The following is a 13,356-nucleotide window of genomic DNA, read 5'->3' on the forward strand; positions in this document are numbered from 1 at the left end:
TTTATTTTGTTATAATCATTATATGAAATTTTATCATAGTAATCTATTAAACAATTTTGCAAATATAACATCTGTCTTTACAACAAGAGTTAGTGGCAACTTAGCTTTTCATGTAAATGATGACAAAAAGCATGTAGCGTCAAACCATGAGCTTTTGGCAAAAGAATTGGCTTATGACAAAAATTCTCTTATTCATATGAAGCAGATTCACTCTGATATTGTACATGTAGTTGATAAAAACGACAATTTTTACAATCCTGCTACTTGCGATGCTCTTATTACTAACAAAGCTAACACTCCTCTTATGGTTATGGTTGCAGACTGCTCACCGATACTCTTTTATGATGATAAGCAAAAAGTTATAGCAGTTGCTCATGCAGGACGCCAAGGTGCATTTAAAAATATAGTTAAAAATGTAATTGGTTCTTTTATAAATGATTTTCATAGTAAAGCACAAAATATACATGTCAGTGTAGGCGCGAGCATTGGAAGTTGCTGTTATGAAGTCGGGCCTGAGATTTATGAACAAGCAAAAGAGTTAGCTTTAGAATATGCTATGCAAAAAAAAGATAATAGTTTTTATCTTGATATCTCTATAATCATAGAGACTCAACTTTTGACATGTGGAGTTAAAAAAGAAAATATTGAGTTTTGTAATGAATGCACATGTTGCAATAGTGATAAATACTATTCATACAGAGCAGATGCAAAGAGTGGAAGATTTGCAGGAATACTTGCAATCAAGTAGGTGTTTAATATTTTATGTTAAGTTAGTTTATTAAAACTAAAAGGAAAAAAATGTTAAAAAATTTATTTGCACTAATGGTGATTAGCTTACTGACAATGAGTTCTCTACACGCTGCCGGCCAGGGAACACCGTTTCTAATCACAGGTAAGATGCCCCACTATACAGGAATAATTAAAGCTAATTGGGAAGATACTAGACTAAACTTGACTCAAGAACAAAAAACAAAACTTGTAGAAGTTCGTAAAAACACTTTAAATGTTGTTTTTGCAGTTAAGAAAAAACTTGCACCACTAGAACAAGAAGTTGCTCTTAAGATTTTATCTGGAAGCACACCAAAAGAGTTATCAACTCTCGTAAATAAAATAGCAAAGTACAAAATAGAAGCTACGACTGCTCACTTGCAATGCATATATGATACTCAAGAAATACTGTCTAAAGAGCAATTAGACTTATTAGGCGAGCTATAACTATAGAGGCCTAAAGGCTTCTATATTAACTCTTCAACTCTCTTAGCCAACTGCTCGGGAAGTAACCCCAAAGACTCTTCAACAAGCTTTGTATTTCCGTGAGTTATAAACTTGTCTTCATACTCAAAACTCTCAACTTCTACATGTAGAATCTTGTTAGTAGCTAAAAATTCTAAAATTGCAGAACCGACTCCACCCATTTTAGAGCTATCAGAAAATATAAACCATTTTTTATGTTTAGTTGATAAATCTTTTAACATCTCTTCATCTAACGGTTTTACAAACCTAAGGTCTAAGATACTAACTTCTTCTTTCATAAGTTGAGCTGTTTCATAAGCTCGTCCAACACCATTTCCGTAACCTATAAAAAGTATATCAGATGCGTTTGAGCGAAGCAGTTGTGACTTAGAGAGCTCAAAAGGAAGTGACTCAGGCAATGTTGTCTCAGTAAACGAACCTCTCGGATAACGCAAAGAACACGGATGTTGATACTCAGCAGCAAATGCCATCGCCTGATGAAATGATTTCTCATCTCTTGGAGCAAAAAGAGTCATGTTTGGTATCGCTCGCAGAAAACTGATATCAAAAACTCCTTGATGAGTCTCTCCGTCTTCACCAACAATTCCCGCTCTATCAAGTGCAAAGACAACCGGCAAGTCCATTAGACATGTATCATGTATAACTTGATCATAACCGCGTTGCAAAAATGTAGAGTAAATTGTACAAAACGGTTTAAATCCCTCTTTAGCCAGAGCCGACATTGAAGTTACAGCATGCTGCTCGGCAATTGCCACATCCCAAAATCTATTTGGATAAGTTTCCATCAATTCATTTAGTCCAGTTCCGCTAGGCATTGCAGCTGTTGCACCAACAATTTTTTCATTTTGCTTTGCTAGATGAAGAAGTGCTTCTGTATATATTTGAGTGGCACTTTTGCCAGAGCTTTTTTTAGATGAATTTCCGCTATCTATATCAAACGGACCAACTCCATGCCACTTCTCTTCTTGACCCTCTGCAATATCATAGCCCTTACCTTTTACAGTTTGGCAATGAACTATTACAGGTTTTTTTAAACCCTTGGCTCTTTGCAATATCTCAACCAATGAATTTAAATCATGCCCGTCAATAGGACCGATATAGTCAATTCCCATCTCTTCAAACATAATACCCGGTGTAATAAGCTTAAGAGACTCTTCGACTTTTTTAGCCATATAGTGAGCTCCCTCACCAAAATTATCAACAAAGTTTTCTGTTTGCTTTTTAAACTTTTGATAAAATGGAGAGGCCATTGCAGAGCTTAACATTCTGCTAACTGCTCCTATTGGCTTGGCTATGCTCATCTCATTGTCATTAAGTATTATGACCATTGGGTATTTTCTATCCCCTAGCTCATTGAGTGCTTCATAAACCATACCGGCTGTCATCGAACCATCACCAATCATAATAATCGGAACTCTAGAGTCTTGTTCACCTTTTAGGGCTATGGCTTTGGCAGCGCCGACACCCAGTGATATAGATGTAGAACTGTGTCCTGCAACAAAATAATCATCTTCGCTCTCACTTGGCTTTGTATACCCACAAATACCATTGAACTGTCGCAGAGTATCAAACTCTTCCCATCTGCCGGTTAATAGTTTATGAGCATAAGACTGGTGAGAAACATCAAAAATAAATGGGTCTTTTTTTGAATCAAACACTTTATGCATTGCGACTATTAACTCAGTTGCTCCAAGTGTTGAGCTTAAATGTCCACCATTTTTACTTACAACTCTTAAAATTTCTGCTCTTATATCTTGACAAAGAGCATTCAACTCTATCAAGTTCATTTCTTTTATATTTTTTTGTTTTAAATTCATTAATTTATCTTACTCACTTAAAGCGGCTCTTTTAACTCTCTCAAATCTTTTTGAAATTTCTGCATCAATATTGCCTGCATCACTAATAGCTATAACTCCGCCCTTACTGACAGCGCTATCTGAAATAACTTCTACATGTTCTAAAGATCCAACTTTTTCAGATACTACACCGTGATCTTTTGGATTTACTTTCAAAGTTACTTTTGAGGCATTTTGTAACTCTTTGATTAACTCACTTGATAGCAGGGTTGCTATTTCGGTAGAATTTTCATTAAGTTCAACATTAACAACCTCTTTTGCAATATCTAAAGCTGCCGTTATTAACTCTTTTTTTATACCTTCTAAAGCACTACTAAACTCTTTGGCACTATTTTCCAAGGTCGTTACGGAAGTAGAAAATTGATTTAAACCATCTGCTAAATTTGCTTCATGCTCTTTTAGAGCTTTTGCTTTGCCAGCTTCAACGCCCTCTGCAAAAGAGACCTCTTTGACTTCGGCTAATTCTTTAGTATGCTCTTCACTCATTGTCTCTAACTTCATCTGAAGTTTTATAAAATTTGATGTCATTTCATCAGTTTTTTTCAACAATGACTCAATTAAAGCATCTTTTGAACTTTGACTCATTTCGCTTGCATCAATATTTAGCTCTTCATCTGAAGATTGTTCATCCTTTGTATTATCAACTAAAACAGACTCGAAAATCTTATTATTAGAATCTTCGGAGTCATTAGTGAGAGATTTGAAAACATATTTATTTACATTTCTCTCTTCTTTGTCAGATCTATATATTATATTAGACATTCTACTCTACCATCTCTTCAGTTGAAGAACCTAAGACAATAGTTCCAGCCTCAGCAAGACCGTTAACAACTTCGACAATTCTTCTTTGAGCACCTTCAACATCTTTCATTTTAACAGCTCCCATGAACTGCATCTCTTCTTCAAATGCTTCTCTTGCTCTCTCACTCATTGCTGAATAGAATTTTTCTTTTAGCTCTTCAGGTGCACTTTTCATTGCAAGCATTAGATCAGGTTTTTCTACTGCTTTTAAAACTTCAGTAATTGCATTTTTATCTAAATTTACTATGTCTTCAAAAGTAAACATCATCTCTTTAATTAGAGTAGACATCTCTTCATCTCTCTCTTCAATTTTAGCCAATGTATCTTTTGAAGCCTTTGCTCCAAGACGGTTAAAGATATCAGCAACCGCCCTTGGACCACCAACTTCAACTTTGTAAGAAGCGAGGGATTCAAGTTTAGACTCAAGCACTGCTGAAACTCTTTTGATAACCGATGGTGAAATATCTCCAAGTTTTGCCATTCTCATAGACACTTCGCTTCTCAAGTCATCTGGAAAATACTGTATAGTATCGGCTGCTTCTGTAGCATCCATATGTGCCAATATAAGAGCAATTGTTTGAGGATGTTCTGTAACAATAAAGTCTGAAAGCTGTTGAGGCTTGATTTTTGAAAGATACGCAAAATTTTGAGTCTCTTGCATACTTTTTGAAAGTTTATCCAAAACTATTTTTGCCTCTTCTGGACCAAGCGTTCTATAAAGAAGCTCTCTTGCGTACTCCATACCGCCAGAAGTGATAAACTGACCAGATTGAAATATGGCATGGAACTCTTCAAGTATTGCAGACGCTATGGCTTTATCTACAGTTTTGTTGCCTGCTATAAATTTTGATATTGCTGTTATTGATTCAACATTCATTGTACTAAATAAAGCAGCCGTTGACTCTTCGCCTAATTGCATTAAAAGAATAGCTATCTTCTCAGCTATAGACATCTCATCATAGACCGCTTGTTGTCCTGGACTTAAATTCATACTTTTTACCGTCCCTTACTTCGTCATAACTTCAGCTTCTTCACTAAGAAGAGCTTGAAGTACCATCGCAATTTCTTCAGGTGTATCAGCTGTCATGCCTTTTACTTTCTCTAGAAGAACTTCATATTTCAGTTCATCCTCGCTAAAACCTTCTCCTACACCTAGTTGCTCTTCAACTTTTTTACGCATACTCTGAACTTTTTCTACCAAGTCTTCATCTTCATCATTATCTAAATCGAGGTAAGGCTTGGCCGTTTCTTCTTCCTCTTTAGAAATTTCAAGCATTTTTTCTGCAAACGGAGAGATGATTTTTTTATAAACGATAAGTAATAATAAAAGTACAAACAGGTATTTAAACAGCCCAGAAAAAGGTGCTAAGTATGTTTGAGAAAAACTTATAGCCTTGTTTACTTGTTGCACACTAGGATCAGTACTAGCTCTTTTAAACTGTAAGTTTTTAACAGTTATCTGATCACCTCTAGTTTCATCAATTCCAATTGAACGACTAACCAAAGATGTAAGAGCCTGCAAGTCACTCTCACTTAATGCTTCATACTCTAGTTCTTCTGTTGCCTCACCAGATTCATCGAGCTTATAATTATACTTTCCATCAACTATAACAGCAGCAGTAACTCTTGTTATACGAGCAAACTGAGACTTTGTTGTTGATATGGTTTTTCCAACTTCATAATTTGTAGTACCTGTATTTTTCTCATATTTTTCACTTGTTTTATTCCCATTAAGTCCTTGAACCGGACCTATGTTACTGACAGTTCCTGGGACACCACCAACTTCTGCAGGCGAGGCACCTTCTCTTTTTTCTTCACTTACCTGCTCACTTCTTACAACATTTTCTGGATCAAATGTTTCAGATGTAGAACTCTTAATGGAAAAATCAAACTCTATTGTTACCTGAGCTACAACTTTTTTTTCACCACCGACAAAAGGAGATATAACTTCTATAATCTTTTTCTGTTTTTTCTTCTCTTCTTTTGTTTTAAACTTTTGCTGATTTGCTGAGAGTTCGCCCATTTGAGCCATCTCGTCCTCATCACCCAATGTTTCACCGTCACTGTCTATGAGCATGACATTTGCTGAAGTAAGCTTTGGAACAGCAGCTGAAACAAGATTTTTTATTCCTCGAATCTGTCTAGAAGAGAGTCTGCTTCCTTCGACTATTTGGACCATTACAGAAGCCGTAGGGTCAATTTGCTTAGACACAAAAAGTGTGTCTTTTGGCAAAGCTAAACTAACACTTGCTGATTCAATAGGTGCTAATGCATTAATTGTACGAGAGAGTTCACCTTCAAGAGCACGAAGATATTTAACATTTTGATCAAATGCTGTAGCCCCAAACTCTTGAGTATCAAAAAGTTCAAAACCAACTCCACTATTTTTTGGAATACCAAGTGCAGCAATAGCTATTCGCTCTTTATAAACAACATTTTTTGGGACTTTTATTACATTATTGTCAAGTATTTTATATGGGATATTATCTTTTTCTAGTTGTTCAACAACCTTGGCAGCATCTTCTGAAGTCAATGAATCAAAAAGAACTTCATACTTAGAATTTACATCTTTGTTGGCTGTATAGATAACTAAAAAAATCAAAAAAGCAATAATTCCAATCACAGCCGAAGCAATAATTGCTTTTTGTTGTTGTGTTAGCTTAGAGTAAAGAACAACTAACTGTGAAAAAAGTACTTTAAAATCCATCAACTTCCCATTATTTAAACGATATATGAGCAAAAGCCCATATATCTTCGCTAGCCGCTATGGCACTAAAGCTATCTCTTAAGAGATAGTAAAAATTATAAAAACTGTGTCATTAACTTAAAAAAATGACTATTTTGCTCTTTAGTGCCTACGGTAACTCTAATTGCGTTCATTCCATAACCACTTAAATCTCTAACTATCATCCCTTTTTGTAAAAGCAGGTTTGATATTTTTGTAGAATTCTGGTTAGAATTAAGACATAAAGTAACAAAATTTGTATAGCTGTTAATTATATCTATTTTTTGCTTGTTTGCAAACTCTTCATAGCGTTTCATCTCTTCAAAGTTCAGAGTTATACTTTTTTTCACAAACTCTTCATCACTTAGAGCAACTGTTGCAGCTTCAAGAGATAATGTTGTTATATTAAAAGGAGGTCTCAGTTTGTAAAGCTCTTTTATGATTTTCTCATCTGCAATACCGTACCCAACTCTCATGCCGCCTAACCCGTAAGCTTTTGAAAAAGTACCAAGATATATCACATTTGAGTTTTGCTCTATCAGCTCTTTTACAACTATATTCTTAGAAGCTTCCTTTGCTTTTGCATATTCCATATAAGCGCCATCAACAACAACTAAAGTATCATTATCAATCTTTTTTACAAAATCAAATAGCTCTTTAGAGTCTATTGCATCGCCAGTCGGATTGTTAGGAGTACAAAGAAAAATAATTTCAGGTTTTTGTTCTTTATATATTTCATAAAACTCACCCAAGTCATGCTCTTGTGAAGCCGTTCTTATAACCTCTGCTCCAACATGCTTAGCATATATTTCATACATAGCGAAAGTCACGCTGTTCATCAAGATTTTAGAATTTGAATCTGCCTTAGCATGAATTAGAAACTCTATTACCTGATCACTTCCCGAGCCAATAATCACATTTTCATTCCCAACATCAAATCTTGCGCTAAGAGCATCTTTTAATTTAATCATCGAATCATCAGGATAGAGCGCCATTTTTGGTATGATAGCACTTACGGCATCTTGAACTTTTTGTGAACATCCATAAGGATTCTCATTTGAAGCAAGTTTTATAATATCTTTTGGCTCAATACCAAACTCGCGTACTACCAACTCAATCGGTTTACCGGCCTCATAAGTTTTAATATTATCTAGTTTTTTGTTAAATTTCACTATCTTCACCTTTTACATAACTGCCTAGCCAAGTCACTTCTCCCTCATGCTTTGAGAGTACATTTTGAATTCTGTCTTCATCTATATGTCCATAGAAATCTATAAAAAACCAATAACCAAATCCGCCATCCTCTTTCGATGGACGAGACTCAATTTTAGATAGATTTATATTTTTTTCATCAAAATCTTGTAAAAAATGCACCAAAGAACCAGGCTCCACTGCATCTTTTAGTCTTACCAATATAGAAGTTTTATCGTCTTTGCTGATGGCGTTTTTAAAATCACTCAATATGACAAATCTAGTTTGACTTCCAATATCATCTTCAATATCATCAAACATAGTTGGAACACCATAAAGTTTTGCTGCAATATGAGAGCAGATAGCTGCAGCATTTTCATCTTGGGCTGCAAGTATCGCCGCTTTTGCCGTTGATTCTACGGGAATCTGCTCAACATTCTCAAAGCCATGTTCTGACAAGAACTCTCGACATTGACCAAAGCCTTTGTCTTTTGAGTAAATTTTCTTAATATTTTCAAGTTTTCTTGCTTTTGTTGCAAACGACATGTGGATTGGCATATAAAGCTCAGCTACGATTTTTACAGAACTTTTTGCAAGCAAGTCCAGTGTTTCGCCAACAATTCCGTCTCTTGAATTTTCAATAGGAACAACACCAAACTTTGCTCTTTTTGCTTCTAAAGTTTTAAATACAGCGTGTATAGAACCTAAAGACAGATAGTCACTCATGGCTCCAAAACGACTCTCTGCCGCTTGATGGGTAAAACTTCCCTCAGGCCCTAGATATGCGATTCTCTCTGGAAGTTCTAAGTTTCTAGACACTGCAAATATTTCTAAAAATATAGCTTCTATTGCACTCTCGTTGAGAAGTCCATCATTTTTTGCGCTACGCTTTTGCAATCTCTTAATGATTGCTTTTTCTCTCTCTGGTCTGTAAATAGCTCCGCCGGTATCGTTCTTTATCTCACCAACACGCTCAACAACTTTCATTCTTTTGTTTAAAAGATCTAATATTTCATTGTCAATAGTGTCAATTTCGACTCTACATTCATCTAAAGTCTGCATATTATTCTCCATTACATCCCTTTGTCTATTATTTCTTGCATATCTGCATAAATATAGTCCGGTCTTAATTTTGGTTCTAAAAATGGAATTATCTCTTCTTGTGTTTTGTATTTTCCGCTCGTAACAAACACTGTCTTCATTCCCATTTCCTTTGCTCCGCCCAAGTCACCCTTAACATCATCACTTATGATTGTTATATCCTTAAACTCTGCAGATTTTTTTTGCTTTTGTAGCATTTTTAAAGCCTCTTTATAAAAAGAAACACTAGGTTTTCCAACAACATCATAAGAGACTGATGTAGCAAACTCAAGAAGTTTTAAAATTGCCCCAACACCCGGATATCTCTTGTTATTTTTAGCATATATCGATGTCTCATGCATACCCACTAAAGATGCGCCGCTTAATAAAAAATCTATCATCTGCGCATACTCATTTGCACAAAAGTCTTCTTTTATCGCTACTAAAACTGTTTTTGGCTTTTCATAATCTAGTTTGTAACCCATACTTACCAAAGTTTTTAAAAACTCCGGTGCTCCATAAGCTGCAACTGCCTCTTTTTCTACACGGGATTCCAAAAGCATCAAAGGGTCAAGATATGATGAAAATTCAAAATTAAAACCGATAGATTTTAAATACATGTAAAAATCTATCGAAGCTTTTTTAGTGTTATTTGTAATAACCATGTATGGAATATTTTTCTCATTTAGCATATTGATAAACTCTATACTTCCGCGTATTGGAGATTTATCTGTATCACTAATCAAAGTCCCTTGAACATCTATGAAATACAAATCTATCCTTTTATCTCATACAATATGAACTCGTCCATATTATATTCAGTCACTAAAGCTTTGTCTTTGGCAAGATTTATCATTGTGACACCTAAACCAAAAACTCTTTTTCTAAAGCGATTAAATCATCAAAAGTTTCTCTCTTGCGAATCAGTCTAGCTTCACCGTTTTTCAATGCAACTTCAGCACTTCTTCCTCTTGTGTTGTAATTGCTTCCCATACCAAAACCATATGCTCCCGCGCTATGAATCACGAGCAGATCATTATGCGCTAACTCAGGCAATGGATAATCCTTTGCAAAAAAGTCACCGCTTTCACAAACCGGACCGACAATATCAGCCTTAGTCTTATCAGACTTGCTGTCTGTAATTGCTTCTATCTTATGATATGCACTATAGAGTGCCGGACGAAGAAGATCATTCATAGCACCGTCAACAACAACAAATCTTTTAGAGCCATTTTGTTTTTCATATAAGACTTTAGTCAAAAAATATCCTGCATTTGCAGTTAAAAATCTACCAGGCTCACAGATAACTGTTAAATCAAGACCCTTAAGCGTACTTAGTACAGCTTGAGCATAATCATAAGGGTTGATAGTAACTTCATTATCGTATTTGACTCCTAATCCACCACCAATATCAAAGAACTTTAGCTCTATCTTAATTTTCTCAAGAGAACGAACCAAGTCAGCTACAATCTCAGCAGATTCATAGATCGGCTTAAGTTCTGTAAGTTGAGAACCAATGTGAAAATGGATTCCAACAGGGTCTAGGTGTTCAGAGTTGTTTGCTTTTATGTACATTCTTTTTGCAGTATCAATTTCAACACCGAATTTATTATCATGAAGACCTGTAGAGATATACGGGTGAGTTTGAGGATCTATATTGGGATTTACTCTGATGCTTATTCTGCATATAGTATTTAACTCTTTAGCTATAAGCTCTACGCGACCTAGTTCAGCTTCACTCTCAACATTGATATAAAGTATGTCTTTTTCTATTGCTTCACGAATCTCATCATCACTTTTTCCAACACCTGAAAAAATGATTTTATAAGATGGAATTCCTGCTAAAAATGCACGACGGACTTCTCCTATGGAAACACAGTCTGCACCGCTGCCTAAGTCTGAAAAATGTTTAATTACACTGAGGTTAGAGTTTGATTTCACAGCAAAAGCCATAATCGACTTTCTGCCCTTAAAGGCTGCTTTTAACTCTTCGTATTGCTTAGTCATATAGTCTAAATCATATATATAAAGTGGTGTCTTATACTCGGATGCGAGTTCTTTAAAGTTTATCATAAAAGTTCCAAATATTTTTTAGGACATTTTATCTAAAAAGTACTTATAATTTTGTTATAGTGTCTACTCAGGTGGTTAAACGGTACTTTCTCCACTGCCTAAGAGCTATTAAAAAGAGAATTATTGCAGGAAGAATAATACCAACTTCACTAGAAATTGTCTTATTATTTGACAATTCAACTAATGCAAACAAAACTGCCCAAATCATCAAAGAAGAGAGAATTGCTCCAAAACTAAATAGTGATACATTTAAAAATCTTACACTCATTGGAACAAAAAAGAAAATTATAACAACCAACGATGGCACAAAAAATGGATAAATAAATATCTTATAAATAGCACTTTTAATTACATCCGTATTGATATTTTGAGAATCTAAAAGCATATAAGCATCAATAGCATCTTTAATAGTAAAATTTACTTTACCTTCATAAACTTGATCTAGCATTTTTGGGCGGAAGCCATTAAGTATTTGCAAATTATTCATTTGCGTTACATTTATTCCTAAAGATTTAAAATTAATATCATCAGGTTTTTCGATTATATCGGCCTGTTTTATATGCCAAAACTCATCCCTATAACTGGCTTTTGAGGCCACTAAAACTTCTTTTAATGAATTGTTTTTAAGACTAAACACTCTAATATCTTCAGCTCTCTCTTGGAGAGGCAGCATCTTTGAAATATATACAAATTTGTCTTCATGGGTAAAAAACAGATCTCTTGTCGGACTCAAGTACTCTGCATTATTACTAATATTGTTTGCAAATTCATTGGCTCTTGCAAAATTTGAAATAGAGTGCATGGAGATAAAAGCAATAATTACAATAGTAGAAACAACAACAAAAGGTTTTAATATATCGACTCGTGAATACCCAAGAGAGTAAAAAGAGACTAATGCATTTGAGCGGATTAATAGTATTTTAGTTGAAATCATTGCGAATATAAGAGATAGCGGCAATAGTAAATCTATGGCATAAAAAGCTTTATATACTATATAAATAAGAAGCAGGTTTGCAGATAGATTATTTAATTTTTCCGCACTGCCCATATAGTCAAATCCGACTAAAAACATAACTAGTGCAAATAAAATAATTGCAAAATATTTGATGTAATGCAAAGAGATATATTGAAAAGCTAACACATTTATCCTTCTCATATCATCTGAACCTGTGTTTGCACTCTTTTGGAGAAAGTCCAGTTTATATTCAGTCACGCCGTCTTCGCCAGGTGGCGAGAAATTTATTTTATAGTTTAGTGTTATTTTAGCTGAAATTTTTTAATTGTATATTTAGAACTAACATCTTCTAGTGAATTTTGCAATAAACCCTCAACTGCATCACATGCAAAAGATATCCAATCAGCTAAGTGTTCTTTCTCTTTTTCATTAAAAGGGCTTAAAACATAAGATGAAACTTCGCCTTTGTGTTCAGGTTTACCAATACCCATTCTAATTCTCACATACTCTTTTGATATTTTCTCATCTGTAGACTTTAACCCATTATGTCCGCCATGACCACCACCTTTTTTAAAGCGCAGGGTGCCAAATGGTAAATCTAAATCATCATGTATTACAACAACTTCATCAATTTTATAGAACTTTTTAACTGCAGCAATTGAGTTGCCCGACAAATTCATAAAAGTAAGCGGTTTTAATAAAAAATGATTTGAAAACTTGAAAAGTTCACCCTTGAATAACGATGAAGATAATTTTTGAGTATTTTGTCTACGAACAAGCTCATCTATAACCATAAAACCTATGTTATGGCGAGTTTGTTCATAGTTCGGGCCAGGATTACCCAGACCGACTATTAGCATGATTACTTAGCTTTGATTACACTTAGTACAGATACACGATCAGAATCTGTGAATGTAATGTTTTCATAAGTATCTAAATCACGAATAAGCTTAGAATCTCCAACATCCATCTCAGTAACATCTACATTGATTGCAGCCGGAAGAGCTTCAATTGCAGCTTTAACTCTCAAACGAGGTTTAGCAACATATACCATACCTTTATTTTTAAGGCCTATTGCTTCACCATGAGCTACAACTGGTACTAAATAATGAGTTACAACACCTGGCTGTGCTATCATTAAATCTACATGTAAAAGTTGTCCTGTCAACGGATGTGCTTCATATGCTTGAACAACAACATTCATCTCTTTTCCATCTACAGAAATCGGGAATGCTAAGGTATCTTTCTTGCGAACAGTACGGATATACTCATTCATTTTGAATGCAGCGTGAATATTTTCAAGCCCTTTTCCGTATAAGTTTGCAATTAGATAACCATCACGGCGAAGTGCTTTCGTGCCCTTTTTGCCAATACTCTCTCTAATAATGCCTTCTAACATATTAAATCCTTAATTAAAAAAT

The 13,356-nt window shown here is 34.8% G+C and carries 13 protein-coding genes; 2 read left to right on the plus strand and 11 right to left on the minus strand.

Features of this window, described 5'->3' with window-relative positions:
* The first annotated feature begins 22 nt into the window (after positions 1–22).
* Both pgeF and OQK60_RS09375 read left to right on the plus strand, forming a co-directional pair.
* Positions 23–748: a peptidoglycan editing factor PgeF gene (gene pgeF, locus OQK60_RS09370; RefSeq protein ID WP_297686372.1), complete on the plus strand. Its 726-nt coding sequence runs from the start codon at positions 23–25 to the stop codon at positions 746–748.
* A 50-nt stretch (positions 749–798) separates the two neighbouring features.
* Positions 799–1,215, plus strand: a complete 417-nt coding sequence (locus OQK60_RS09375) for a hypothetical protein (RefSeq protein ID WP_297686374.1) — start codon at positions 799–801, stop codon at positions 1,213–1,215.
* Positions 1,216–1,235: 20 nt separating this feature from the next.
* Here the strand turns inward: OQK60_RS09375 and dxs are convergent, their stop codons facing one another.
* From dxs to OQK60_RS09430, 11 genes are all read right to left on the minus strand, one after another.
* A complete protein-coding gene (gene dxs / locus OQK60_RS09380; protein ID WP_297686376.1) occupies positions 1,236–3,071 on the minus strand; it encodes a 1-deoxy-D-xylulose-5-phosphate synthase in 1,836 nt (611 codons plus the stop codon).
* Positions 3,072–3,080: 9 nt separating this feature from the next.
* Entirely contained in the window at positions 3,081–3,872 is a 792-nt protein-coding gene (fliH, locus tag OQK60_RS09385) for a flagellar assembly protein FliH (protein WP_297686378.1), read from the minus strand.
* 1 nt (position 3,873) lies between these two features.
* The gene (gene fliG, locus OQK60_RS09390; RefSeq protein ID WP_297686380.1) at positions 3,874–4,902 is read right to left on the minus strand and encodes a flagellar motor switch protein FliG; all 1,029 of its coding nucleotides are present in this window, start codon (positions 4,900–4,902) and stop codon (positions 3,874–3,876) included.
* 15 nt (positions 4,903–4,917) lie between these two features.
* The gene (gene fliF / locus OQK60_RS09395) at positions 4,918–6,618 is read right to left on the minus strand and encodes a flagellar basal-body MS-ring/collar protein FliF (protein WP_297686382.1); all 1,701 of its coding nucleotides are present in this window, start codon (positions 6,616–6,618) and stop codon (positions 4,918–4,920) included.
* Between the two features lie 95 nt (positions 6,619–6,713).
* Entirely contained in the window at positions 6,714–7,808 is a 1,095-nt protein-coding gene (hisC, locus tag OQK60_RS09400; RefSeq protein ID WP_297686384.1) for a histidinol-phosphate transaminase, read from the minus strand.
* The gene (gene pheA / locus OQK60_RS09405) at positions 7,798–8,889 is read right to left on the minus strand and encodes a prephenate dehydratase (RefSeq protein WP_297686386.1); all 1,092 of its coding nucleotides are present in this window, start codon (positions 8,887–8,889) and stop codon (positions 7,798–7,800) included. Before pheA ends, hisC begins: the two co-directional genes overlap by 11 nt.
* An 11-nt stretch (positions 8,890–8,900) precedes the next feature.
* Positions 8,901–9,680 (minus strand): HAD-IIA family hydrolase, encoded by a 780-nt coding sequence (locus tag OQK60_RS09410; protein WP_297686388.1) that lies wholly within the window; start codon positions 9,678–9,680, stop codon positions 8,901–8,903.
* A 91-nt stretch (positions 9,681–9,771) separates the two neighbouring features.
* Positions 9,772–10,980 (minus strand): diaminopimelate decarboxylase, encoded by a 1,209-nt coding sequence (gene lysA, locus OQK60_RS09415; RefSeq protein ID WP_297686390.1) that lies wholly within the window; start codon positions 10,978–10,980, stop codon positions 9,772–9,774.
* Between the two features lie 67 nt (positions 10,981–11,047).
* Positions 11,048–12,193, minus strand: coding sequence for an LptF/LptG family permease (locus OQK60_RS09420; protein ID WP_297686392.1), 1,146 nt, complete (start codon positions 12,191–12,193; stop codon positions 11,048–11,050).
* 44 nt (positions 12,194–12,237) lie between these two features.
* Positions 12,238–12,798 carry an aminoacyl-tRNA hydrolase gene (pth, locus tag OQK60_RS09425; RefSeq protein ID WP_297686403.1) on the minus strand — a complete coding sequence of 187 codons (561 nt, stop codon included), beginning with the start codon at positions 12,796–12,798 and terminating at the stop codon, positions 12,238–12,240.
* On the minus strand, positions 12,798–13,334 hold the full coding sequence (locus OQK60_RS09430) for a 50S ribosomal protein L25/general stress protein Ctc (RefSeq protein ID WP_297686394.1): 537 nt from the start codon (positions 13,332–13,334) through the stop codon (positions 12,798–12,800). Before OQK60_RS09430 ends, pth begins: the two co-directional genes overlap by 1 nt.
* Between the last annotated feature and the right edge of the window lie 22 nt (positions 13,335–13,356).

Source organism: Sulfurimonas sp. (assembly GCF_026196735.1).
GTDB lineage: Bacteria > Campylobacterota > Campylobacteria > Campylobacterales > Sulfurimonadaceae > Sulfurimonas.

Bases quoted from the DNA above. Each gene is read 5' to 3' on its own strand.
- fliF (WP_297686382.1), bottom strand. From the start codon at position 6,618: ATGGATTTTAAAGTACTTTTTTCACAGTTAGTTGTTCTTTACTCTAAG.
- pheA (WP_297686386.1), bottom strand. From the start codon at position 8,889: ATGCAGACTTTAGATGAATGTAGAGTCGAAATTGACACTATTGACAAT.
- fliG (WP_297686380.1), bottom strand. From the start codon at position 4,902: ATGAATTTAAGTCCAGGACAACAAGCGGTCTATGATGAGATGTCTATA.
- dxs (WP_297686376.1), bottom strand. From the start codon at position 3,071: ATGAATTTAAAACAAAAAAATATAAAAGAAATGAACTTGATAGAGTTG.
- pgeF (WP_297686372.1), top strand. From the start codon at position 23: ATGAAATTTTATCATAGTAATCTATTAAACAATTTTGCAAATATAACA.
- lysA (WP_297686390.1), bottom strand. From the start codon at position 10,980: ATGATAAACTTTAAAGAACTCGCATCCGAGTATAAGACACCACTTTAT.
- fliH (WP_297686378.1), bottom strand. From the start codon at position 3,872: ATGTCTAATATAATATATAGATCTGACAAAGAAGAGAGAAATGTAAAT.
- OQK60_RS09375 (WP_297686374.1), top strand. From the start codon at position 799: ATGTTAAAAAATTTATTTGCACTAATGGTGATTAGCTTACTGACAATG.
- OQK60_RS09430 (WP_297686394.1), bottom strand. From the start codon at position 13,334: ATGTTAGAAGGCATTATTAGAGAGAGTATTGGCAAAAAGGGCACGAAA.